The 21,427-nt window shown below is 70.8% G+C and carries 20 protein-coding genes; 4 read left to right on the top strand and 16 right to left on the bottom strand.

The window, feature by feature from the left end; genetic code table 11:
• Nucleotides 1-207: 207 nt before the first annotated feature.
• The 5 genes from ASG40_RS10770 to argC form a co-directional block, all read right to left on the bottom strand.
• A complete protein-coding gene (locus tag ASG40_RS10770) occupies nucleotides 208-1,020 on the bottom strand; it encodes a transglutaminase-like domain-containing protein (RefSeq protein ID WP_055885073.1) in 813 nt (270 codons plus the stop codon).
• A gap of 240 nt (nucleotides 1,021-1,260) precedes the next feature.
• Nucleotides 1,261-2,451 (bottom strand): MFS transporter, encoded by a 1,191-nt coding sequence (locus tag ASG40_RS10765; protein WP_055885070.1) that lies wholly within the window; start codon nucleotides 2,449-2,451, stop codon nucleotides 1,261-1,263.
• Between the two features lie 215 nt (nucleotides 2,452-2,666).
• A complete protein-coding gene (locus tag ASG40_RS10760; RefSeq protein ID WP_055885068.1) occupies nucleotides 2,667-3,194 on the bottom strand; it encodes a MucR family transcriptional regulator in 528 nt (175 codons plus the stop codon).
• Nucleotides 3,195-3,905: 711 nt separating this feature from the next.
• Nucleotides 3,906-4,376, bottom strand: coding sequence for a nuclear transport factor 2 family protein (locus ASG40_RS10755; protein ID WP_055885066.1), 471 nt, complete (start codon nucleotides 4,374-4,376; stop codon nucleotides 3,906-3,908).
• A 110-nt stretch (nucleotides 4,377-4,486) separates the two neighbouring features.
• Nucleotides 4,487-5,422, bottom strand: coding sequence for an N-acetyl-gamma-glutamyl-phosphate reductase (argC, locus tag ASG40_RS10750; protein WP_055885063.1), 936 nt, complete (start codon nucleotides 5,420-5,422; stop codon nucleotides 4,487-4,489).
• A gap of 196 nt (nucleotides 5,423-5,618) precedes the next feature.
• On the opposite strand from argC, the gene ASG40_RS10745 reads away from it, so the two are divergent.
• Nucleotides 5,619-6,119 (top strand): hypothetical protein, encoded by a 501-nt coding sequence (locus tag ASG40_RS10745; protein ID WP_055885061.1) that lies wholly within the window; start codon nucleotides 5,619-5,621, stop codon nucleotides 6,117-6,119.
• Nucleotides 6,120-6,260: 141 nt separating this feature from the next.
• Nucleotides 6,261-7,322 carry an SDR family oxidoreductase gene (locus ASG40_RS10740; RefSeq protein WP_055885057.1) on the top strand — a complete coding sequence of 354 codons (1,062 nt, stop codon included), beginning with the start codon at nucleotides 6,261-6,263 and terminating at the stop codon, nucleotides 7,320-7,322.
• A gap of 25 nt (nucleotides 7,323-7,347) precedes the next feature.
• Here the strand turns inward: ASG40_RS10740 and ASG40_RS10735 are convergent, their stop codons facing one another.
• The 7 genes from ASG40_RS10735 to ASG40_RS10705 all read right to left on the bottom strand — a co-directional run bounded on the left by ASG40_RS10735 (nucleotide 7,348) and on the right by ASG40_RS10705 (nucleotide 15,842).
• Complete coding sequence (locus ASG40_RS10735; protein ID WP_055885054.1) at nucleotides 7,348-9,438, bottom strand: prolyl oligopeptidase family serine peptidase; 2,091 nt, start codon at nucleotides 9,436-9,438, stop codon at nucleotides 7,348-7,350.
• Between the two features lie 70 nt (nucleotides 9,439-9,508).
• A complete protein-coding gene (locus ASG40_RS10730; RefSeq protein ID WP_055885051.1) occupies nucleotides 9,509-10,255 on the bottom strand; it encodes an SOS response-associated peptidase in 747 nt (248 codons plus the stop codon).
• 56 nt (nucleotides 10,256-10,311) lie between these two features.
• Complete coding sequence (locus ASG40_RS10725) at nucleotides 10,312-11,316, bottom strand: magnesium transporter CorA family protein (RefSeq protein WP_055885048.1); 1,005 nt, start codon at nucleotides 11,314-11,316, stop codon at nucleotides 10,312-10,314.
• A gap of 13 nt (nucleotides 11,317-11,329) precedes the next feature.
• Nucleotides 11,330-12,184, bottom strand: coding sequence for an SDR family oxidoreductase (locus ASG40_RS10720; RefSeq protein WP_055885045.1), 855 nt, complete (start codon nucleotides 12,182-12,184; stop codon nucleotides 11,330-11,332).
• A gap of 216 nt (nucleotides 12,185-12,400) precedes the next feature.
• Nucleotides 12,401-13,216, bottom strand: a complete 816-nt coding sequence (locus ASG40_RS10715; RefSeq protein WP_055885043.1) for an SDR family NAD(P)-dependent oxidoreductase — start codon at nucleotides 13,214-13,216, stop codon at nucleotides 12,401-12,403.
• 35 nt (nucleotides 13,217-13,251) lie between these two features.
• Entirely contained in the window at nucleotides 13,252-14,016 is a 765-nt protein-coding gene (locus ASG40_RS10710) for an enoyl-CoA hydratase-related protein (RefSeq protein WP_055885040.1), read from the bottom strand.
• A gap of 62 nt (nucleotides 14,017-14,078) precedes the next feature.
• Nucleotides 14,079-15,842: an acyl-CoA dehydrogenase gene (locus tag ASG40_RS10705; protein WP_055885037.1), complete on the bottom strand. Its 1,764-nt coding sequence runs from the start codon at nucleotides 15,840-15,842 to the stop codon at nucleotides 14,079-14,081.
• Nucleotides 15,843-15,978: 136 nt separating this feature from the next.
• On the opposite strand from ASG40_RS10705, the gene ASG40_RS10700 reads away from it, so the two are divergent.
• Entirely contained in the window at nucleotides 15,979-16,986 is a 1,008-nt protein-coding gene (locus ASG40_RS10700; RefSeq protein ID WP_055885034.1) for an L-threonylcarbamoyladenylate synthase, read from the top strand.
• Nucleotides 16,987-17,142: 156 nt separating this feature from the next.
• Here the strand turns inward: ASG40_RS10700 and wrbA are convergent, their stop codons facing one another.
• Nucleotides 17,143-17,742, bottom strand: coding sequence for an NAD(P)H:quinone oxidoreductase (wrbA, locus tag ASG40_RS10695; protein WP_055885031.1), 600 nt, complete (start codon nucleotides 17,740-17,742; stop codon nucleotides 17,143-17,145).
• 158 nt (nucleotides 17,743-17,900) lie between these two features.
• Between wrbA and ASG40_RS10690 the strand changes: the two genes are divergently transcribed.
• Nucleotides 17,901-18,800 carry a LysR family transcriptional regulator gene (locus ASG40_RS10690; RefSeq protein WP_055885028.1) on the top strand — a complete coding sequence of 300 codons (900 nt, stop codon included), beginning with the start codon at nucleotides 17,901-17,903 and terminating at the stop codon, nucleotides 18,798-18,800.
• On the opposite strand, the gene greA is transcribed toward ASG40_RS10690, so the two are convergent.
• The 3 genes from greA to ASG40_RS10675 form a co-directional block, all read right to left on the bottom strand.
• On the bottom strand, nucleotides 18,784-19,245 hold the full coding sequence (gene greA / locus ASG40_RS10685; RefSeq protein ID WP_055885025.1) for a transcription elongation factor GreA: 462 nt from the start codon (nucleotides 19,243-19,245) through the stop codon (nucleotides 18,784-18,786). The genes ASG40_RS10690 and greA overlap by 17 nt on opposite strands.
• 57 nt (nucleotides 19,246-19,302) lie before the next feature.
• Entirely contained in the window at nucleotides 19,303-20,292 is a 990-nt protein-coding gene (acuI, locus tag ASG40_RS10680; protein ID WP_055885022.1) for an acrylyl-CoA reductase (NADPH), read from the bottom strand.
• A 100-nt stretch (nucleotides 20,293-20,392) separates the two neighbouring features.
• Nucleotides 20,393-21,112 (bottom strand): hypothetical protein, encoded by a 720-nt coding sequence (locus ASG40_RS10675; protein ID WP_055885019.1) that lies wholly within the window; start codon nucleotides 21,110-21,112, stop codon nucleotides 20,393-20,395.
• Between the last annotated feature and the right edge of the window lie 315 nt (nucleotides 21,113-21,427).

Here is a 21,427-nt window from a genome sequence, read left to right as displayed (position 1 = left end):
GCCCGTCCGCACCGTGAAGGAGCGTCCGGACGAGCGATATCGGCAGACGAGCACCGGTCGCGGGGTTGAGATGGACAGTCATTCGATCGACTGCCGCATGATCCCGCAGGGTCGTGTCCTCGTCAAAGGAACCGGTTACTTTTGTTGTCCGGCTTTCGACGAGAATATTCCCCACCGCGATGACGGTGAAGCAAGGCCGTTCTTTTCTCAAGCCTCGTCGGTCACATCGTCGGTATGGACGTCGAAACTCACGAGGAGCGCGGTGTTGAAGCTCGTGGAGATGGCGACGTCGGTGGCGTCGCGCCCGCGGGCGATGACGATGCGGCCGATGCGGCGGATGTTGTTGCGCGCATCGAAGGTGTGCCACTGCCCGCCGAGGTAGACCTCGAACCAGGCCGAGAAATCCATCGGCGGCGTCAGGGGGACTCCGAAGTCGCCGAGGTAGCCGGTGCAGTAGCGGGCCGGGATGTTCATGCAGCGGCAGAACGTGACGGCGAGATGGGCATAGTCGCGGCAGACGCCGAGCCGCTGCTCGTAGCCCTGCGAGGCGCTGCGGGTGGCGTCGGCCTGCTGGTAGTCGAACTTGATGTGGTCGTGGACGTGGTCGCAGATCGCCTGCACCCGCGCCCAGCCCTCGGGCGTGCCGCCGAACAGCGACCAGGCGACGTTGGAGAGCCGATCGGTGTCGCAGTAGCGGCTGCCGAGGAGGAACTGCATCACCTCGTCTGGCAGATCCTGCACCGGGTGCTGGCGGGCGTCGGGCACGTAGGGGTCGAGCTCGCCCGAATCCCGGACCGTGAAATCCGCCGAGACCGTGATGCGCCCGCCCGGGGCCAGGATGCGGGTGCAGGTGTTGCCGAAGGGATCGAGGTATTTGTGCGCCGGCACCGGCGGATCGATGGTCATCGTCTGCGGCGACAGCAGGTCGTGGACCCGAGAGGGATGCACGTCGAGCATCAGCGTCATCGGCGTCGGCTGTGCCGTGTCGTAGGTGATGGCGTAGCCGGTGCGGATTTTCATGGTGTCGGACTCGATCTCGATGAGGGTGCGGCGGGACGATGGGGTCTTCGAGGCAATAGGGACTAAGGGGACGTGAGGGTCCAGGGACAAGGGAGTTGACCGGCGGCGTCGGCGCGTTCCTCCCGGCGCCGCGCGTCGTTCAGGAGACGCCGGGCCGGGAGGATGCGTTCCGGCCGGGCGATCCTGCGCCGCCTTGCCCCCGTCGCTTGCACGATCCGGGCCTGTCGGATCGGCGGGGGATCATCCCCGCGCCGCCGGCGCGGCGTCGAAGGCGCCCTCGCCGTCCGGTGACGCGACGCCGACGCGACCCGAGAGGGTGAGGGCGAGGGCCACCGCGGCGACCGCGGCGCCGATCCACGGCAGCGTCCCGTAGCCGAATCCCAGGCTCAGCGCGGCTCCGCCCAGGGCCGCCCCGGCGGCGTTGCCGAGGTTGAACGCCCCCTGGTTGAGGGTGGAGGCGAGGTTGGGGGCGTCGCTGGCCGCCTCCACCACCCAGATCTGCAGCGGCGAGACCAGGGCGAACACCAGCGCGCCCCAGAGCGGCAGGGTCATCACCGCCGGCCATGCCGCCCGGCTGGTGAAGGCGAACAGCACCAGCACCGCCACCAACCCGGCAAAGCCCCCCACGATGGTGGCCGACATCCGCCTGTCGGCCAGGCGCCCGCCGGCGAGGTTGCCCAGCGTCAGTCCGATCCCGAAGATCAACAGGGCCCCGGTCACCTCCCCCGGCGTCAGGCCGCTCCGGCTGCGCAGCAGCGGTGTGATGTAGGTGAAGACGCAAAACAGGCTGACCGAGGCCAGCACGCTCACCAGCATCGGCCGCAGCACCTCCCAGCGCCGCAGGGAGCGGAACTCCCCGGCGAGGCCGCCGAAGGACCCCGGAAGGCCGGAGGGCACCGATGCCGCGATGGCGGCGGCCGCGGCGAGGCCGATGCCGAAGACCGCCCAGAAGGTCGAGCGCCAGCCCATCGCCTGTCCGAGCGCGGTGCCGAAGGGAACACCGAGCACGTTGGCGAGGGTGAGGCCGGTGAACATCAGCGCCACGGCCTGGGTGCGCTGGTGGCGCGGCACCAGGTTGGAGGCCACTACCGCGCCGATACCGAAGAAGGCGCCGTGCGCGAAGGCCGTGACGACCCGCGCCAGCATCAGGAGCCCGTAGCTCGGAGCCAGGGCGCAGCCGAGGTTGCCCACGAGGAAGATCGCCATCAGGGCGAGGAGCGCGGTCTTGCGCGGCAGGCGTGCCGTGGCGATCGCCACGATCGGTGCGCCCACCGCCACGCCGAGCGCATAGCCGGAGACCAGGAGGCCCGCCTGGGGAACGCTCACCGCGAAGCTCTCCGCCACTTCGGGCAGTAGGCCCATGATGACGAATTCGGTGGTGCCGATGGCGAAGGAGGCCCCCGAGAGGGCGAGGAGCGGACGGGACAGCATGGATGCCTCAGCCGGTGGCGCCGCGCTTCAGCGACGCCGGACATTCATGTTGCAACGCAGCATGAATGGCGAGGCTCCCTTCCGTAACCCTTTCGTGATGGCGGCGCCCCGCACCGCCTCGGTGCGAGCCGGGGCCGCAAGACACGTCGATGCCCGCCCGACGGCTGTCGGGCGGGCATCGACTGTGGCCGCCCTGTCGGGTCGGGCGGTACGGATCAGGCGGCGGCCTGGGCTTTACGCGATACGCGGCGCTTCTTCTCGGGGACGATGTCCATGGCCGGCGCGGCCTCGGACGCAGCGGGCTCGACCAGGATCGCCTTGGGCAGGCTCTTGCGACGCTGCTGGCCGAGGCCGAGGGCGCGGGCGAGTTCCGACCGCTGCTCGGAATAGGCCGCCGACGTCATCGGGTAGTCGGGCGGCAGGCCCCACTTCACGCGGTACTGCTCGGGCGTGAGGCCGCGCAGGGTCAGGTGGCGGCGCAGGGTCTTGTACTGTTTTCCGTCCTCGAAACTGATCAGATATTCGTTCGAGACAGACCGGCGAATTTCCGGGGGCGTCGCCTTGGGCGGGCCGGCCTCGACGGCCGGGGCGCCGATGCCGCTGACGCTGCGGATGGCGTCATGAACATCGCTGAGGAGCTTGGGCAGCTCCGCGCTCTGGACGTGGTTGTTGCTGACATACGCGGAGACGATGTCGGCCGTCAGAGTGATGAGGCGGCTGCCGTCGCTGTCGATGCTGATCATGATGATGGTACCATTAACGTGTCGGATCTACGATATCTCGCACCGTAAGCTCAGTTCGAGATGTTAGCAAGTTGTAATGACCATCGGACAGAAGTTTTCCGTGGTTGCTTGGGTTTGAGAGCAGGATTTTGGCGATCGAGCCTGCGGCAGTTCGGTCGATCACGCAGTGGTTGCCGTGATGGTCCGAGTGCATCTGGTCGTAAGCGGTCGTCCCGGAGGTTCGAAGCGAGCGAAATCGACGTAAGACCGATTCGGAATGGTTGTGCACAAGCAGATCCGGTCCGGTGCGGGGACGGAAAACGGCCATCGTCCCCGCAGGTCGGGCCGCGTGTCGCGGCTCACCGCCACGCGCGCCGCGCCCGCTGCGAGCGGATGTCGTGCGGCCGTCGCGGACGGCGTTCCAGCCGCGAGCCGTGCGATGCGGACCCCTCGGGAGATCCATCACGTTCGGGTGATTCGACCGGGCCGGCAATCACATAGGAGGACTTTGGCGCGCGTGTCCGAAGACCGGACACAGGGGGCGGCCCGGTCGTCCGAGGCTCCTGCAGCCTGCCCGGGCACGCCGGCCGCGCACGATATCCTCGGGCGAGATGCGTGGCAGAGCCCAAGCATCTCGCCCGGCGTTACTCACAGAGAGCAGGTTCTAGTCAGGGTCCGGCCGCGGCTTTATCGAACCCGGCTCCGGGCGCCACCCGCGCCGGCGGGGCCGCCCTACAGCCCGAGGTCGGACAAGCCGGGGTGGTCGCTCGGGCGAGGACCGTGCTCCCAATGGAACTTGCGCTCAGCGTCGCGGATGGCGACGTCGTTGATGCTGGCCTCGCGGCGGCGCATCAGTCCGGCGTCGGTGAACTCCCACTGCTCGTTGCCGTGCGAGCGGAACCATTGCCCGGCCTCGTCGTGCCACTCGTAGGCGAAGCGCGCCGCGATTCGGTTCTCGTGGAAGGCCCAGACCTCCTTGATCAGGCGGTACGCGTGTTCCCGCCGCCATTTGGCCGTGAGGAACGCGACGATGGCCTCGCGCCCGCTCAGGAACTCCGAGCGGTTCCGCCACCAGGAATCGGTCGTATAGGCGAGGGACACCCGCTCGGGGTCGCGGGTGTTCCAGGCGTCCTCGGCGCCGCGTGCCTTCTTGGCGGCGGTCTCGGCGGTGAAGGGCGGCAGCGGCGGGCGTGTCTCGGACATCGTTGGCGTCGTCTCCCCGGATACGGTGGTCGAGCGTGACCCTTCGACGGGTGCGGCGTCAATCCGCGATCCCGTGACGGCGAAGCGGCATCCGAGACGAAGCGGATCGGTCAGTCGAGGCCGAGCATCAATCCGAGGTTCTGCACGGCCGCGCCCGAGGCGCCCTTCCCGAGATTGTCGAGGCGGGCGACGAGGAGGGCCTGGCGGGCGCCCTCGGAGCCGAACACCCGCAGCTCCAGCCGGTCGGTGTCGTTGAGGGCTTCCGGTTCGATGCGGTCGGTGCCCGCGGTCGGGATCACGCTCACGAGGTCGCAGCCGTCGTAATACGCGGCGAGCGCGGCCTCGATCGCGGCCACGCTCGGGTGCCCGGGAAGGGTGTCGAGGTGGAGGGGCACGCTCACCAGCATGCCCTGGCGGAAGTCGCCCACCGAGGGGATGAAGATCGGGCGGCGGGTCAGCAGGCTGTAGGCCTGGGTCTCGGGCAGGTGCTTGTGGTCGAGGCCGAGCCCATAGAGCAGGAACGGCGCACCCTTGCCCGCCTCGTAGCTCTCGATCATCGATTTGCCGCCGCCGCTGTAGCCGCTGACCGCGTTGATGCTGAGCGCGTGGTCGGACGGGATCAGCCCCGCCTCCACCAGCGGCCGGATCAGCCCGATGGCGCCGGTGGGATAGCAACCGGGATTGGCCACGCGGCGCGCGGCGCGGATGACGTCGGCTTGGGCCTTGTGGAGTTCGGCGAACCCATAGGCCCAATCGGGGTCGACCCGGTGCGCGGTGCTCGCATCGAGGAGGCGCGGGCCGCCGCCGGGCATGGTGTCGGCGAGCGCCACCGTCTCGCGGGCGGCCTCGTCGGGCAGGCACAGGACGACGAGGTCGACCGCCTCCATCAGGGCGCGCTTGACGGCGACGTCCTTGCGGCTCTCGTGCGGGATGCTTTTGAGGGCGACGCGCCCGTCCCGCTCCAGCCGCTCGCGGATGCCGAGGCCGGTGGTGCCCGCCTCGCCGTCGATGAAGACCGTGGGTGTGCCGCTGCGGGTCGCGCTCATGAAGAAACGTCCTGGGTTTGGCGAAGGAAAGCGCCGACGCCGGGCGTGAGGCGCCACGTGATGGCGGCCGGCTTCCCTGTCAACATGCCGCCTTGGGACAACTCTTCGACATCCTGATGACGGTGCCGCGTCCACAGGGCCCGGCGGAACGGCGCGTCGCGGTCGGCGGTTGTCGGCGGGTGAGACGAGGCGCGACATGTCGACGACAGCTGAGAAGTCGGACCCTAAGCTCTGGGAGAAGGTCAAGGACGAGGTGACCGCCTCGTCCAAGGGCGGCAAGCCCGGGCAATGGTCGGCACGCAAGGCCCAGGCCGCGACCAAGGCCTACAAGGAGGCCGGCGGCGGCTACGAGGGCGCGAAGACGAAGGACAACAGCCTCAAGCAATGGTCCGACGAGGAGTGGGATACCAAGTCGGGCGAGAAGAGCGGCGAGACCGGTGAGCGCTACCTGCCCAAGGCCGCCCGCGAGGCGGTCTCCGACAAGGATTACGCCCGCTCGACCGCCAAGAAGCGCGCCGATACGGCCAAGGGCAAGCAGTTCTCCAAGCAGCCGGACGATGTCGCCAAGACCGCTGCCGCGGCGCGTAAAGGCGAAGCGACGAAGGCCGAGCTTCTGAAGACGGCCCGGGCCAAGAACATCCCCGGTCGCTCGACGATGTCGAAGGACCAGCTGGCCAAGGCCGTGGCGGACGCCTGAGTGCATCTCACGCAACTCCCTATCGCCGGGAGTTCGCCTCCGGCTCGCGACGGCGAGGCGGGAGTTTCGTGAGAGACACCGAGCCGCCGGCCCTTCCCCCAAAAGTGTCGGCCCGAGCGGCCGGGAAAGTCGTAAGATCCCATGACGAAATCGGCATTGATCGTCGGCGCGAGCGGCATCGTCGGCTCGGCCGCCGCGGCCCTGTTGGCCTCGGAGGGTTGGGAGGTGGCGGGCCTGGCCCGGCGAGCGGTCGCGCAGGACGGCGTCGCCGCCGTCACCGCCGATCTTGAGGATCGGGCCTCCCTCGACAGGGCAGTGGCCGGGCTTTCGCCCGACCTCGTCGTCCTCTCCACCTGGATGCGCCGCCCGACCGAGGCCGAGATGGTCCGCGTCAACGGCGATGCCGTGCGCGACCTTCTCGCGGCCCTGGCGCCCGCCGGCAGCGTCCGCCACGTCGCCCTGGTGACGGGGCTCAAGCACTATCTCGGTCCGTTCGAGGCCTACGGCAGCGGCACCCTGCCGCCGACGCCGTTCCGGGAAGACCAGGACCGCCTCGACCTGGCGAACTTCTACTACGCGCAGGAGGATGCGCTGTTCGAGGCCGCCGCGCGCGACGGCTTTGCCTGGAGCGTCCACCGCCCGCACACGATCATCGGCAAGGCGGTGGGCAACGCCATGAACATGGGCACGACGCTGGCCGTCTACGCCAGCCTGTGCCGGGAGACCGGTCGGCCGTTCGTGTTTCCGGGTTCGGCCGTGCAATGGAACGGGCTCACCGACATGACCGACGCCTCGGTCCTGGCGCGCCAGATCCTGTGGGCCGCGACCACGCCGGCCGCCGCCGACGAAGCCTTCAACGTCGTCAACGGCGACGTCTTCCGCTGGAGCTGGATGTGGGGGCGCATCGCCGAGTGGTTCGGGCTGACGCCGGCACCCTTCGACGGGACGGTGCGACCGCTGACCGAGCAGATGGCGCAGGACGCTCCGATCTGGGCCGAGGTCGCCCGTCGCCACGGGCTCGCGGAGGCGGACCTGAGCCGCCTCGCCTCGCCATGGCACACCGATGGCGACCTCGGCCGCCCAGTCGAGGTGGTCACCGACATGAGCAAGAGCCGGCGCCTCGGCTTTAGCGCCTACGAGGCCACCGACGAGGCGTTCTTCGCGCTCTTCGCACGGCTGCGCGCGGACAGGCTCATCCCCTAACCCGAGACGGCCGGCCGGGTCTCCCTCAGGCGGCCCCCGGCTCCCAGCCGATCGAGCGGCGCAGGAACGCCATGCCGAGGGCGAGGAAGCTCGCCGTCTCGGCGTTGTCCTTGCCGTAGCCGTGGCCGCCGGCGGCGGGCTCGTAGAAGGCCGGATCGTAGCCCATCGCCCGCAGCTTCTGGGCCATCTTGCGGGCGTGGCCGGGATGGACCCGGTCGTCGCGACGGGTGGTGGCGATGAGGATCGGCGGGTAGGGCCGGCCGGGCTCGGCCGTGTGGTAGGCCGAGATCGCGCCGAGGAAGCTCCAGTCGTCCGGATCGTCGGGATCGCCGTATTCGGCGATCCAGCTGGCGCCGGCCAGGAGCTTGGCGTAGCGGCGCATGTCGATGAGCGGGATGGTGCAGAACAGGGCCCCGAACCGTTCGGGGTGGCGGGTGAGCATGTTGGCGATGAGCAGGCCGCCGTTGGAGCCGCCCTGCGCCGCGATCCGCCCCGGCCGCGTGACGCCGCGGGCGACGAGGTCGGCGGCGACCGCCGCGAAATCCTCGTGCGCCAGGGCCTTGCCCTCGCGCCGCCCGGTCTGGTGCCAGCGGGTGCCGAACTCGCCGCCGCCGCGGATGTTGGCCACCACCCCGGTGCCGCCCTTCTCCAGCCAGAGCTTGCCCAGCACCGCCTGGTAGGTCGGCAGCAGCGAGACCTGGAATCCGCCGTAGGCGGAGAGATGCACCGGCGCCTGTCCGGTCCGTTCCTCGGGCCCGACCTGGACGTAGGGGATGCGGGTTCCGTCCACCGAGACGGCCTCGTGGCGGGTGACGCGCAGGCCGGAGGTGTCGAAGGCGGCCGGCGTGGTGCGCAGGACCGTGGGCGCCGACAGGTCCGGGGCGATCGACAGCAGGGTCGGCGGGGTCAGCGGGTCCTGCGCCATCGCCAGCAGCGACCCGTCCGACTCGCTCGGCTCGGCGTCGAGGGGCCAGACCGAGACGCTGCCGATCGAGGGCAGGCCGGGCAGGTGACGGCAGGTCCAGGCGCCCCCGACCCATTCGTGGACGGTGTAGCCGGGGCGCAGGTCGTCGAGGGCGTCGACGATCAGGCGCTCTCCCGCCCAGGACATGCCCTGCAGCGCCCGCCGCTCGGAGGGCTGCCAGAGCACGGTGAAGCCCCGGTCGCCGTCGAGAAAGTCGGAGAGCCCGATGGCCAGCACGGTGTCGGGCGCGAAGGTGCGGTCGCCGGGCGTCCACTCCGTGCGGGTGCGTACGGCCAGACGATCGCCCTGCAGCGCCACCTCCGCGTCGGTGGGCAGGTCGAGCCGAACCGTCGGCCCGGTGCGGTCGCCGAGATGGACGTAGCCGTCGAAGAAGCCGGTGCGCTCGGCGAAGACCACGCGCTCGGCCGACCCTCCGTGCTCGACGCCGCCCCACAGGCCCATGTTCTCCTGTGCGGTCTCGAACAGGATCGGCGCGGCGAGGGGGTCGGTGCCCCGCGCCCACAGGCGCACGGTGCGGGCATACCCTGCGCGCGTGGCCATGCCCTCGCCCAGCGCGCTCGACAGGATCAGGGTGTCGCGGTCGAGCCAGTCGCACGAGCCCTTGGCCTCGGGCAGGACGAAGCCGTCTACCACGAAGCTGCGGCTCTCCAGGTCGAACTCGCGGATGACGACGGCGTCGCCGCCGCCACGGCTGAGCTTCACCAGGGCGCGGTCGTGGCTGCCGGTGACGACGGTGGCGCCCGCCCAGACCCAGTCGATGCCCTCCGCCGCGGCCAGGGCGTCGAGGTCGATCAAGACCTCCCAGGCCGGCGTTCCGGCCCGGTAGCCGGCCTCGTCGGTGCGCCGCCACAGGCCGAGCGGGTGTTCGGCGTCGCGCCAGAGGTTGTAGAGGAGGCCGCCGCGGCGAGCGACGAGGGGAATCCTGTCGGGTCGGTCGAGGATCGCCAGGGCGGCTCGGGCGTCGGCGGCCATGGTCGCATCGGAGACCCGCGCCAGGGTCTCGGCGTTGCGGGCCTCGACCCAGGCGATCGCCTCCGGGCCCTCGATCGCCTCGAGCCAGAGATGGGGATCGTCGTCGGGGTCCTGGCGGGTGGGACGCGGGTCGATCGACGGCGGTGCGGGGTTTGTCATCGGCGTGGAGCCTAGGCGATCCCGGCCGCCCTGGCGACGGGCCGGGTCGCCGCTCCCTCGCGCGTGGACCTCAGAACAGGCTGCCCTGGCCGGCGTCGCCGGAGCGCGGGGCCGTCGGGGTCGCGACGAAGGCCGGCGGTGCGCCGGTCGGCACGATCAGGTCCGCGTCGTCGTTGCGCGCGTCGTTGACCCGAGGCCCCACCGGCTCCATCCGCAGCCACGCCTCCGGGCAGGGGCGGCACAGGGCGGCGGCCGGCCCCGAATCGACGCCCCGGACGTCGAGCCAGGGCGCGATCGCCGCCTCGCCCAGGATCGCGGGCATGCGCTCGTGGATCGCCGCCAGCACGCCGTTGGCCCCCGTGGTGACGATCGCCGCGGTATCGACCTCGGAACCGTCGGCCCCTGCCCAGGTCTCCCACAGGCCGGCCAGCGCCATCGGCGCCCCGTCGACCCTGGTGATCTTGAAGGGCGTACGCGTGGCCGTCCGGCCCGCGCCCTCGCGGCGCCATTCGAAGAACCCGTCGGCCAGGAACACGCAGCGGCGATGGCGCAGGGCGCCGCGGAACGAGGCCTTCTCGGCCATGGTCTCGCTGCGGGCGTTGATGAGGAGGGGAAAGTCGCGCGGGTCCTTCAGCCAGCCCGGCCAGAATCCCCAGCGCATCAGCCGGAAGCGCCGCTCCGCGCCCTCGCACACCACCACCGGCACCGGCTGGGTCGGCGCCACGTTGTAGCGCGGCGGAAAGTTCGGCTGCTCGGGGTAGCCGAGGTAGGCCCGGAACACCTCCGGCGCCTGGGCGATGAAGAAGCGGCCGCACACGACGAGGCGTCCCTCCGATCAGTCGCGGGCGAACGGACCCGAGCCGTTCCGTCCGCTCACAGCCACTTCTTCCAACGGAACAGCACGTAGGGCAGCACCGCGGCCACCACCATCATCGCCACCGCCATCGGATAGCCGAAGCTCCATTCGAGCTCCGGCATCGCCTTGAAGTTCATGCCGTAGACCGAGGCGATCAGGGTCGGCGGCATGAACACCACCGCCATGACCGAGAACAGCTTGATGATGTTGTTCTGTTCCAGGTTCACGAGCCCCAGGGTCGCGTCGAGGAGGAATTGGATCTTCGAGGACAGGAAGGTGGCGTGCTCCTCCAGCGACTGCAGGTCGCGCAGGGTCGAGCGCACGTCCTCGCGCAGCTCGCGCGGGGCCTTGGCGGTGCGGTAGGTCGCCGACAGGGCGAGCAGGATGCGCTCCATCGAGACCAGGCTCTCGCGCTGCTTCGAGATGAGGTCGCCGTGGCGCCCCAGCGCCCGCAGGGTGTCCTGCAGCGCGGTGTTGCGCGCGGACGGGTCGGCCTTCTCCTCGAAGATCTTGCCCGAGAGCCGATCGATGCGCTCGCCCTGGAGCTGGAGCACGTCCGCCGCCCGGTCGATCACGGTCTCGATCAGCCCGGCGAGGATGGTCTCGCCGGAGGTGGCGGTGGAGGGGCCGTTGCCCGTCGCCCGTCCCGCCCGCTGGGTGTACATCCGGAACGCCTGCGGCTCCTCGTAGCGCACGGTGACGAGGCGCGCGCCCTTGAGGATGAAGGTGATGCCGGCCAGTCCCGGCTCCTCCGAACTGTCGACCTTGCTCAGCACCCGTCCGGTCATGTAGCGGGCGCCGTCCTCGACGTAGAGGAGTTCCGAGGGCTCGATGTCCTTCATCTCCTCGCGCGTCGGCACCGAGATGCCGACGAAGGCCTCGACCTTGAGGTCTTCCTCCCGGGTCGGGCGGACCATGTCGAGCCAGACGGTGTCGTCGGGGATCGGGTCCTGAAGGTCGAGGGCGCGGCGCTCGAGCAGCATGTGCCCGGCGCCGGCGATGGGCTGGTGGATGAAGATCACGGCGCTCTAGATCTCAGGCGAAGGCCCCTTCGGGCGGTACGCTCGCATCCGGCACGAAGAAGTCCGGCGCAAGAGGGATGCCGGGTGTGACCCGGTATTGTGTGAAGTCCGTGACACCCTGCTCCGCCAGGAAGCTGTCGTCGATGAGGAAGCGGCCGGTCACCTCCCGCGACGGCTTGAGGAACAGGGCGTAGGCGGCGTCCGCGACGATCTGCGGCGTGCGGCTCGCCTGCATCAGGGCGTCGCCGCCGAGCAGGTTCTTCACGGCCGCCGTGGCGATGGTGGTGCGCGGCCACAGGGCGTTCACGGCGATGCCCGGCTTGCGCAACTCGCCGGCGAGCCCGAGCACGCACAGGGACATCCCGAACTTCGCCATGGTGTAGGCGAGATGCGGCGCGAACCATTTCTCGGCCATGTCGAGGGGCGGCGACAGCATCAGGATGTGCGGGTTGGCGGCCTTCTCGAGATGCGGGATCGCGTATTTCGAGACCATGTAGGTGCCGCGCGTGTTGATCTGATGCATCAGGTCGAAGCGCTTCATCTCGGTCTGCGGCGTGCGCGTCAGCGAGATCGCGCTGGCGTTGTTCACCACGATGTCGATGCCGCCGAAGGTTTCCGCCGTCCGGGCGATGGCCGTCGCGACGCTGCCCTCGTCGCGCACGTCCACCAGGAGCGGCAGCGCCCGGCCCCCCGCCGCCTCGATCTCGGCCGCCGCCGTATGGATGGTGCCCTCGAGCTTCGGGTGCGGCGTGTCGGTCTTGGCGGCCACCGCGACGTTGGCCCCGTCGCGGGCCGCCCGCAGCGCGATGGCGAGCCCGATGCCCCGCGAGGCACCGGTGATGAACAGGGTCTTGCCGTGGAGGGACATCGTGGGGCCTTTCTTGGTGGGGCGAATGGCGAATGGCGAATGGCGAATGGCGAATGGCGAATAGTGAGTAGTGAGTAGTGAGTAGTGAGTAGCGAATAGTGAGTTTTGGTTGTGTTCGATATCGTTTTACATAAACTCGCTACTCGCTACTCGCTACTCGCTACTCGCTACTCGCTACTCGCTACTCGCTACTCGCTACTCGCTACTCGCTACTCGCTACTCGCTAGATCCCACCCGGAACCGCCCCGGCCGGGTGCCGTCGGCGTCGGTGAATCCGTAGGTCGCGGCGAGGTCCCCGGCGTGGAGGATGCGTCCGGCCTGCGCCGCCACGGCCGGGTCGGCGGCCAGGGCCGCCAGGGCGCGGCCGGCGTAGAGCGGGCTTTCGGTGGCGCGGTCGGCATGGCCGATGTCGATGGCGCGCTCAGTGCGCACGAAGCCCGGCGACAGGCCGAGCGCGGTGACGCCGTAGGGGCCGAGTTCCTGGGCGCAGGCGAAGGCCAGCCGGTTGGTGGCGGCCTTGGCCAGGTCGTAGTGGATGTCCCCGAGGTAGCCGGGCGCGGTGTCGAACGACACGAAGGCGATCAGGCCCTGCCTCGCCGAGACCATGGCCGGCGCCACCGCCCGGGCGAGCAACAGGGCCGGATAGGGGCCGCTGCCGAAACCGTGCGAGAACGGCTCGGCCGAGCGGCGCCAGAACGGGGTGCCCCATTCGGCGCCGTCGGCGTAGCGCTCGCCGTCGTAGCCCTCGTTGCCGCCCCAGACGCTGGAGACGGCGACGTCGATGCGTCCGAACCGGCGTAGGGTCCAATGCACCAGGGTGTCGACGGCGCGCTCGCTGGTATGGTCGCACAGGTAGTGGTGGCCGTGGCCCCCGGCGGCGTCGACCTCGCGGGCGGTGTCCTCGACGAACTCGCCGCGACCCTCGGTGCGCTGCCCGGTCTCGCTGGAGCGGGCGGTGACGACCACTGTGGCGCCGGCCTCGCCCAGCGCCCGCGCGATGCCGCGCCCGACCCCGCGCGAGGCGCCCGCCACGAGGCAGATTTTTCGTGACAGATCGGGCGGCGCGGTCACGACCGGGCCGGCTTGGATTTGGTGAGGAAGCTCATGAACGCCGCCTGCGCCTCGGGCGTCCGCAGTCGCGCCTCGAAGGCGACCGCCTCCGCCTCCAGGGCCGCCTCGACGGCCGTCTGGTCGCCGCGGATCAGGTGCCGCGAGGCCCGCACCGCTCCGCGTGGCAGCGCGGCGAGGGCGGCGGCCTTGGCGAGCGCATGGTCGAGCAGCATCGCGCTTGGGACGATCGCGTTGAGGAGGCCAAGGCGCAGGGCCTCGTCGGCGTCGAAGGGCTCCGACAGCAGCAGCAGTTCGGTCGCCTTGAGGAGGCCGATCCGGCGCGGCAGCAGGTAGGAGGAGGCCGCCTCCGGCACCAGCCCGAGTTCCACGAACGGCATCCGGAAGCGGGCGGCCGGGCTCGCGTAGACGAGGTCGCAATGCAGGGTCAGGGTCGTGCCGATCCCCACCGCGATCCCGTCCACCGCCGCCACCATCGGGGTCGTGGTGCGGGCCAGCTGCCGGATGAACCGGAGCGCCGGCGCCTCGGTGAAGGGTTTGGCCGCGCCCGCCACGAAGTCGGCGATGTCGTTGCCGGCGGTGAACATCCCGGGCTCGCCGGCGAAGACGATCGCGCCGACGTCGTCCGACGCTTCCGCCCGTTCGAGGGCGTCGCGCATGGCGTCGTACATCGCGCCGGTGAGCGCGTTCTTCTTCTCAGGCCGGGCGAGGCGGATCAGGCGCACGCCCGTGGCCATGTCGTCGATGATGACGTGGTCGCTCATGGTCGGGTCCCGGTCGTTTGTCCTCGCGTGCATCCCCTCCCCCGGGGGGGAGTTCGTGCGGTTCAACCCGCCAGCGCCAGCCCTGCATCCTGCGTGAAGCCGCCCCCGTCGATGACGCTCTCCTCCAGCCCGCCGGCCGCGGTCAGCAGGTTCTCGCAGAAGAACCGCGCCAGACTGACGCGGGCGGCATGGGCCGGGTCGGTCTCGCCCGCGCGCAGGGCGGCGCTCGACGCCAGCGCCGCCTTGGCGAGGCAGGCGCCGCCCTGGACCAGCCCGAACAGGCGCAGGTAGGGCGTCGCTCCGGCGAGCGCGTCGTCGGGACGGTTCGAGCCGAGCGCCTTGGCCTGGAAGCTCGTCGCCCGGTCGAGGCTCTCGATGCCGGCCCGCAGGCGCGCGGCGGTGTGGCCGAAGGCCGGCGAGGCGTCCTTCTGCACGCCCTCGGCGATCCGGCGCATTCCGGCGATCTGCGCCCGCACCGTGGCGCCGCCGGCCAGCGGCAGCTTGCGGGCCACGAGGTCGATCGCCTGGATGCCGTTGGTGCCCTCGTAGATGGCCAGGATGCGCGCGTCGCGCATGTGCTGGGCGGCCCCGGTCTCCTCCACGAAGCCCATGCCGCCGTGGACCTGGACGCCGAGCGAGGTCACCTCGTTGGCGATGTCGGTGGAGAAGGCCTTGGCCACCGGCGTCAGCAGCGAGGCCCTGTCGGCGGCCGCCTGGCCCTCCGCCCCCCTGGCCGCGTCGAGCGCCTGCGCGGTGAGGTAGCAGATGCCGCGCGCGGCCGCCGTAGAGGCCTTCATGGTGAGCAGCATGCGCTGCACGTCGGCGTGTTCGACGATCGGGCTCGCCTGCGTCGCACCGGGGGCGCGGCCCTGGCGCCGGTCGCGGGCATAGGCCAGCGCCTGCCGGTAGGATCGCTCCGCGACGCCGACCCCTTGCAGCCCGACGTTGAGGCGGGCCGAGTTCATCATCGTGAACATGCAGGCGAGCCCCCGGTTCTCCTCGCCGATCAGCCAGCCGGTGGCGCCGCCGTGGTCGCCGAAGGCCATGGAGCAGGTCGGCGAACCGTGGATGCCGAGCTTGTGCTCGATGCCCGAGCAGCGCAGGTCGTTGTGGCTCCCGTCCGGCAGCACCTTGGGGACCAGGAACAGCGAGATGCCGCGGGTGCCGGCCGGCGCGTCCCTGAGGCGGGCGAGCACCAGGTGGACGATGTTGTCGGTGAGGTCGTGCTCGCCGTAGGTGATGTAGATCTTGGAGCCGGTGATCCGGTAGCTGCCGTCGCCCGCCGCCTCGGCCCTGGCGCGCAGGAGGGACAGGTCCGAGCCCGCCTGCGGCTCGGTCAGGTTCATGGTGGCGGTCCATTCGCCCGAGACGAGCTTGCCGAGGTAGCGCTCCTTGAGCGCGTCCGAGCCGTGCCGGGCCAGGGCCTCGATGCCGCCGGCGGTCAAGAGGGGGCACAGGCCGAACGCGATGCTGGCCGCGTTCCACATCTCGGTGCAGGCGGCGTTGAGGAGGAGCGGCAGGCCCTGTCCGCCGTGATCGGCCTCCGCCGAGAGGCCGTTCCAGCCGCCCTCCGTCCAGGTCCGGTAGGCCTCGCGCCAGCCCGGCGGCGTCGTGATCGCCCCCTCCGCCAGCGGGGTGCCGTGGCGGTCGCCCACCGTGTTGAGCGGTGCGATCACCGCATCGGCGACGCGGGCCGCCTCCTGCAGGATCGCCTCGGCGTCCTCCGCCGTCAGCTCCCCGTAGAGCCCCGACGCGATGCCCTCGTCGAGCCCCGCCACATGGCGCAGGGTGAAGGCCATCTCGGCCACCGGCGTGCGATAGGACATCCCGACACTCCTCCGGCACCGTCTTGTGGCGGTGCTTACGTCCCGGCGAGCCGGGGACCGTTTGACGCGCGGATCGGCGCGACGCACATCCATACGTCCGCCGCCTCCGGTCGTCACGACGAGAGATAGTTTATATATGAACGATCTCGGGTCAATCCCCGATCCGGCGGACCACGGGCCGACCCTTCGGCTCGCCGCCGACCGGGACGGGCTGGCGCAGGGGGCGCGGCTCCTGGCGGCGGGGCGCCTCGTCGCCTTCCCCACCGAGACGGTCTACGGCCTCGGGGCCGACGCCACCGATCCGCGCGCGGTGGCCGCGATCTATGCCGCCAAGGCGCGGCCGCGCTTTAACCCGCTCATCGCGCATGTGGCGAGCCTCGAAGCTGCCCTGCGCGAAGGCCGGTTCGACGAGACGGCCCTAGCCCTGGCGCGGGCGTTCTGGCCCGGCCCGCTGACCCTGGTGGTGCCGGCCACGGCCGGGGCGACGGTCTGCGATCTCGCCCGCGCCGGCCTGGCCAGCGTCGCGTTGCGCGTACCCGGCTCGGGGATCGCGCGCGATCTCCTCGCCGCGGTCGGCCGTCCGGTCGCCGCCCCCTCCGCCAACCGCTCAGGCCGGGTCAGCCCAACCAGCGCCGCCGACGTCCTGGCCGACCTCGACGGGCGTATCGCGGCGGTGATCGACGGCGGCCCGGCGGCGGTGGGGGTCGAATCGACGGTGGTGGCCTGCCTCGGCGGGCCGCCCCGCCTGTTGCGGCCCGGCGGCGTCACCCGCGAGGATGTCGCGCGGGTGCTCGGCCTCGCCCTCGAGGGGCGCGAGGACGATCCTGACGCACCGCTGTCGCCGGGGCTGCTGGCGTCGCACTACGCGCCCCGCGCGCGGGTTCGGCTGGACGCGCGATCGCTGCAGCCGGGCGAGGCCGTGCTGCTGTTCGGCCCGAACCGTCCCGCCGGCCTGTCCGCGGCCGTGGCGTCGGTGAACCTTAGTCCGTCGGGCGACCTCGCCGAAGCGGCCGCCGGATTGTTCGCGGCCCTGCGTCGGCTCGACGCCTCGCATGCCGCCGTCATCGCGGTGGCGCCGATCCCGCACGCGGGCCTGGGCGAAGCGATCAACGACCGCCTCGCAAGGGCCGCCGCCCCCCGCTGAATTTTTTGCCGCGAGCGTTGCAACCCTTCCGGGCTTCGCCCGTTATCCCTGCACGAAGGCCAGTTCAGCCCCCAATGGCCTTTGTTCCTTCCAGGCTCGGAGCAATCCGAGCCTTTTTTGTTGCCCGGCGTCTAACGGTGCCGGGACCCTTGAGCGTCAGCCCGCGAGCTTGGCCGCGAGGCCGGCCACGTGGCGGCCCTGGAAGCGGGCGCCGTCGAGTTCGACCGGGCTGGGCTGGCGCGAGCCGTCGCCGTCGGCGATCGTGGTGGCGCCGTAGGGCGAACCGCCCTTGACGGCTTCGACGCCGTTCTGACCCTGGAACGCATAGGGCAGCCCGACGACGACCATGCCGTGGTGCAGGAGCACCGTGTGGAAGCTCGTCAGCGTCGTCTCCTGGCCGCCGTGCTGCGACGCCGTGGAGGTGAACACCGAGCCGACCTTGCCCACGAGCTTGCCCTGGGCCCAGAGGCCGCCGGTCTGGTCGAGGAACTGCTTCATCTGGGCGGCCATGTTGCCGAACCGGGTCGGCGTGCCGAAGACGATCGCGTCGTAATCGGCCAGTTCGTCCACGGTGGCGATGGGCGCGGCCTGGTCGAGCTTGTAGTGGAACTGCTTGGCGACTTCCTCGGGCACCAGCTCGGGCACGCGCTTCACCGAGACCTCGGCGCCCGCCTCGCGTGCGCCCTCGGCCACGGCCTGCGCCATCTGCTCGACATGGCCCCAGGACGAATAATACAGCACCAGAACCTTCGCCATCACGCTCTCCGTCCATCGTCTCGTCGAGGCCGTGCGACGACGCGGGCCTCTTGCACGGTCCGATATCGCCCGCCGCGAGCCTTGCGAAAATACCCTCTCCTGCAAAGGTTCGTTTGCGTGCGTGCAAGACCGGCAGCCGCTGACGGGGATGACGGCTCATGGGGTTGGCGATCACGGGAGTGGCGTGGGACGATTTTCGCCTGGTGAAGGCGGTAGCCGATCGCGGCGGGCTGACGCGGGCGGCCGAGGATCTGGGCATCAACCATTCCACCGCGTTCCGCCGCCTCGCCGCCATCGAGGCGCAGACCGGGACCCGCCTGTTCGAGCGCCACCGGGGCGGCTACGTGGCGACCCCGGCCGGCATCGCGATGATCGAGGCGGCCGGTCGGATGGAGGCGCAGGTCGCGCGATTCCAGCGCGAATCTGCGGGACGCTCCCTGGAGCCTGCGGGCGAACTGCGGATCACGGCCCCGGCGGGTCTCGTCGCCAACACCCTGATGCCGCTTCTCGGCCGCTTCGCCGAACGGTATCCGCTGATCTGCCTCGACCTCGTCGTGTCGGAGGAGGCGTTGAACCTGTCCCGACGCGACGCCGACGTGGCGATCCGCGCCAGCGACGAGCCGCCGGCGACCCTGGTCGGACGACGCCTCGCCACCATCCAATGGGCGGTCTACGGGCGCTCCGACCGCATTTGGCCGCCGCTGTCGGAGTGCGTTTGGGTCTGTCCGAGCGAGGCGGTGGCCGGCGGCCGGTTCACCCGGTTCCTGGCCGGACGGGCGACGTCCGGGCGCTTGGGCATGCGCATCAACACGGTGCTCGGCCTGCGCGAGGCGATCGAGGCCGGCATCGGCGTCGGACCCCTGCCCTGTTGGGATGCGGATGCCAGCCCGACGCTCGTTCGCCTGTCGGAGACGGTGCCGGAACTGACCGCCGGTCTCTGGCTTCTCACCCACCCCGACCTGAGGCACGCCGGGAGGGTGCGCGCCTTCATGGACTTCATGGCCGAGGCCTTCGTCGGCCTCAGGCCCGCCATCGAGGGCCTCAGCCGACCGCGGTGATCTCGACCTCGTGGCCGTTGACCTCGACCGTGTCGCCCACCGTCTTGCCGGTGAGCGCCTTGGCCATGGGCGAGACATAGGCGATCGAGCCCTGCGCCGGGTCGGCCTCGTCCTCTCCGACGATGCGGTAGCTCTGCTTGGTGCCGTCCTCGCGTTCGATCTCGACGCGTGAACCGAAGCGGACCTCGTCGCTCGGCGTCGGCGCAACGAGTTCGGCGGTGCCGAGTCGCGCCGTCCAATAGTGGAGGTCGCGGGTGATGCGGGCGGTATCGGCCTTGTCGTCGGGACCCAGCGCCGCGAAATCGGCCTGGTGACGGGCCACCTCGGCCTCGATCTGCGCGAGGCCTTCGGGCGTGACGAAGTTGGTGTGGGGGGAGATGGGACGGTCGGGGAGATCCTCGAAGGCTTCCCCGCCCTCCGGCTCGCGAACGAATGCTTGGCTCATGAGGCCAGCAATGCGCCCTCGCGACGATCGGTTCCCGGCAACGCCCGCTTTTTCCCTTTAGCCGACGGTCACGAGGGTGCGCCCCCGGGTGCGTCCGGCCAGGATGTCCTCGGCGAGGCCGCCGACATCGGCCAGCGCCACCTGCGTCGTCATGCTGGCGAGCGTATCGAGGTCGAGGTCGCGGGCGAGGCGGGCCCAGGCCTCGCGGCGCTTGGGCTGGGGAGTGGTCACGCTGTTGATGCCCAGGAGCGAGACCCCGCGCAGGATGAACGGCGCCACCGAAGTCGGCAGGTCCATCCCCTGCGCCAACCCGCAGGCGGCCACCGCCCCGTCCGCCTTGGTGGCCGCGAGGACGTTGGCCAGGGTCGTCGAGCCGACCGCATCGACGGCCGCCGCCCAGCGCTCCTTGGCGAGCGGCTTGCCGGGCGCGGCGAGTTCGGCGCGGTCGATCACCTGCGCCGCCCCGAGGCCGATGAGATAGGCCGATTCCGCTTCGACCCGCCCGGTCGAGGCGATCACGTGCCAACCGGCGCGGGCGAGGAGCGCCACCGCCACCGATCCGACGCCGCCCGAGGCGCCGGTCACCACCGCCGGCCCGTCGGCGGGGGTCAGCCCGTGGCGCTCGATCGCCATCACGCACAGCATCGCGGTGTAGCCGGCCGTACCGATCGCCATGGCCTGGGCGGGGGTGAGGCCCTCGGGCAGCGGCACCAGCCAGTCGCCCTTGACGCGCGCCTTCTCGGCATAGGCGCCCAGATGCGTCTCGCCGACCCCCCAGCCCGTGAGCACCACCGCGTCGCCGGGGCGGTATTCGGGATGCTCCGAGGTCTCGACGATGCCGGAGAAATCGATGCCCGGGATCATCGGAAAGCGCCGCACCACCGGGGAGCGGCCGGTCATCGCCAGACCGTCCTTGTAGTTCAGGGTCGAATGGGTGACGCGGACGGTGACGTCGCCTTCCATCAGGTCGGAATCGAGGAAGTCGCCGTAGCGCAGGGACTGGCCGCCCTCGCCCTTCTCGACGATCCACGCCTTGAACTGACCCATGCGAAGTCCCTCCCTGTCACCCGGGGAGGTGTGGCGCCCCGCCGCTGAATCAAGGCGGCCCCCGGACGGGGGCCGCGCAGGAAGGCGCCGGGACGGACGCTCAGTAACCGTCGTAGATGCTGCCGGTGGAGAATCCGAGGGCGACGCCGACGTCGGCCGAGCTCGCGCCGGTCATGCCGACCGCGTCCGGAATGGAGCCGACGCCGAGGTCGGCCCGCGGACCGTAGGCGCCGTAGCCGGCCCCCCGGTGGCCGTAGCCGCGGTGGCGCGGGCGCCCGTACTCCGCGCCGCGGTAGCCGACGGCGCGAGGGCCGCCGTAGCCCGCGCCGTAGCCCGCGCCGATGCCCGCATAGGCCGGAGCACCGAAGCCGCCGGCATCGGGGGCCGGCACCCATCCGGCCCGCGCCGGCTCGACGAGGACGCGGCGCTGGACGCTGGCGTATTCGGCGGGGATGGTCTCGGGGATCGATTGGGCCGGTTGCACCAGCACCCGGCGGTGGCGGGTGGTGTACTGCGGCGGCACGTCGACCCAGCAACCGACGAGGCTGCCGTAGGCGTCGCGGCTGGTCTGCCAGACGCGCCCGCCAGCGGACACCAGCACCTGCTCGGACACCGTCTCGTAGATCGGCGGGGTGGTGCGGTAGACTGTCTCGGCCGGGCGTACGAGCACCCGCTCGGAGACCGCGCCGTAGACCGGCGGGGTCGAGACGTGCCGGTAGCATTCGGCGCCGGCGCATCCGGCCTGGGCCGCCGACGTGACGAGGGCGGCGCCCACCAGGGCGGCGAGGGCTAACGACATGGAAGTGACCGGCGCGGCCATGATGGAATCCCCGAGCTGAAACGCGATAACGACAAGACTGCGGCGCTGATCGGCGCATCTCTTGACGAACCAGAAGCAATCAAGTTGCCTCCGACGCAAGCTCTATTAAAAACGAAGGTAAAATTAACCATCGATGCAGACTACGTAAATCATGGGATTGTCAGTTAAGCGATCTCCTTTTGGGACTCGTTGCTCTACGGGAGCACGCCGCGCGTTATCGGCAAGGGTCGCTGCGCGCAATCGGCAAGGGTCGCTGCGCGCAATCGGCAAGGGTCGCTGCGCGCAATCGGCAAGGGTCGCTGCGCGCAATCGGCA

It is taken from the genome of Methylobacterium sp. Leaf399 (assembly GCF_001424525.1).
Classification (GTDB): Bacteria; Pseudomonadota; Alphaproteobacteria; order Rhizobiales; family Beijerinckiaceae; genus Methylobacterium.
Note: the sequence above shows the minus strand (reverse complement) of the source record. Positions and strands in the feature narration are given on the sequence as shown.

Excerpts from the sequence above, each read along its gene's own strand:
- ASG40_RS10770 (WP_055885073.1), bottom strand. The coding sequence starts at position 1,020 with ATGAAAATCCGCACCGGCTACGCCATCACCTACGACACGGCACAGCCG.
- ASG40_RS10765 (WP_055885070.1), bottom strand. The coding sequence starts at position 2,451 with ATGCTGTCCCGTCCGCTCCTCGCCCTCTCGGGGGCCTCCTTCGCCATC.
- ASG40_RS10760 (WP_055885068.1), bottom strand. The coding sequence starts at position 3,194 with ATGATCAGCATCGACAGCGACGGCAGCCGCCTCATCACTCTGACGGCC.
- ASG40_RS10755 (WP_055885066.1), bottom strand. The coding sequence starts at position 4,376 with ATGTCCGAGACACGCCCGCCGCTGCCGCCCTTCACCGCCGAGACCGCC.
- argC (WP_055885063.1), bottom strand. The coding sequence starts at position 5,422 with ATGAGCGCGACCCGCAGCGGCACACCCACGGTCTTCATCGACGGCGAG.
- ASG40_RS10745 (WP_055885061.1), top strand. The coding sequence starts at position 5,619 with ATGTCGACGACAGCTGAGAAGTCGGACCCTAAGCTCTGGGAGAAGGTC.
- ASG40_RS10740 (WP_055885057.1), top strand. The coding sequence starts at position 6,261 with ATGACGAAATCGGCATTGATCGTCGGCGCGAGCGGCATCGTCGGCTCG.
- ASG40_RS10735 (WP_055885054.1), bottom strand. The coding sequence starts at position 9,438 with ATGACAAACCCCGCACCGCCGTCGATCGACCCGCGTCCCACCCGCCAG.
- ASG40_RS10720 (WP_055885045.1), bottom strand. The coding sequence starts at position 12,184 with ATGTCCCTCCACGGCAAGACCCTGTTCATCACCGGTGCCTCGCGGGGC.
- ASG40_RS10710 (WP_055885040.1), bottom strand. The coding sequence starts at position 14,016 with ATGAGCGACCACGTCATCATCGACGACATGGCCACGGGCGTGCGCCTG.
- ASG40_RS10705 (WP_055885037.1), bottom strand. The coding sequence starts at position 15,842 with ATGTCCTATCGCACGCCGGTGGCCGAGATGGCCTTCACCCTGCGCCAT.
- ASG40_RS10700 (WP_055885034.1), top strand. The coding sequence starts at position 15,979 with ATGAACGATCTCGGGTCAATCCCCGATCCGGCGGACCACGGGCCGACC.
- wrbA (WP_055885031.1), bottom strand. The coding sequence starts at position 17,742 with ATGGCGAAGGTTCTGGTGCTGTATTATTCGTCCTGGGGCCATGTCGAG.
- ASG40_RS10690 (WP_055885028.1), top strand. The coding sequence starts at position 17,901 with ATGGGGTTGGCGATCACGGGAGTGGCGTGGGACGATTTTCGCCTGGTG.
- greA (WP_055885025.1), bottom strand. The coding sequence starts at position 19,245 with ATGAGCCAAGCATTCGTTCGCGAGCCGGAGGGCGGGGAAGCCTTCGAG.
- acuI (WP_055885022.1), bottom strand. The coding sequence starts at position 20,292 with ATGGGTCAGTTCAAGGCGTGGATCGTCGAGAAGGGCGAGGGCGGCCAG.
- ASG40_RS10675 (WP_055885019.1), bottom strand. The coding sequence starts at position 21,112 with ATGGCCGCGCCGGTCACTTCCATGTCGTTAGCCCTCGCCGCCCTGGTG.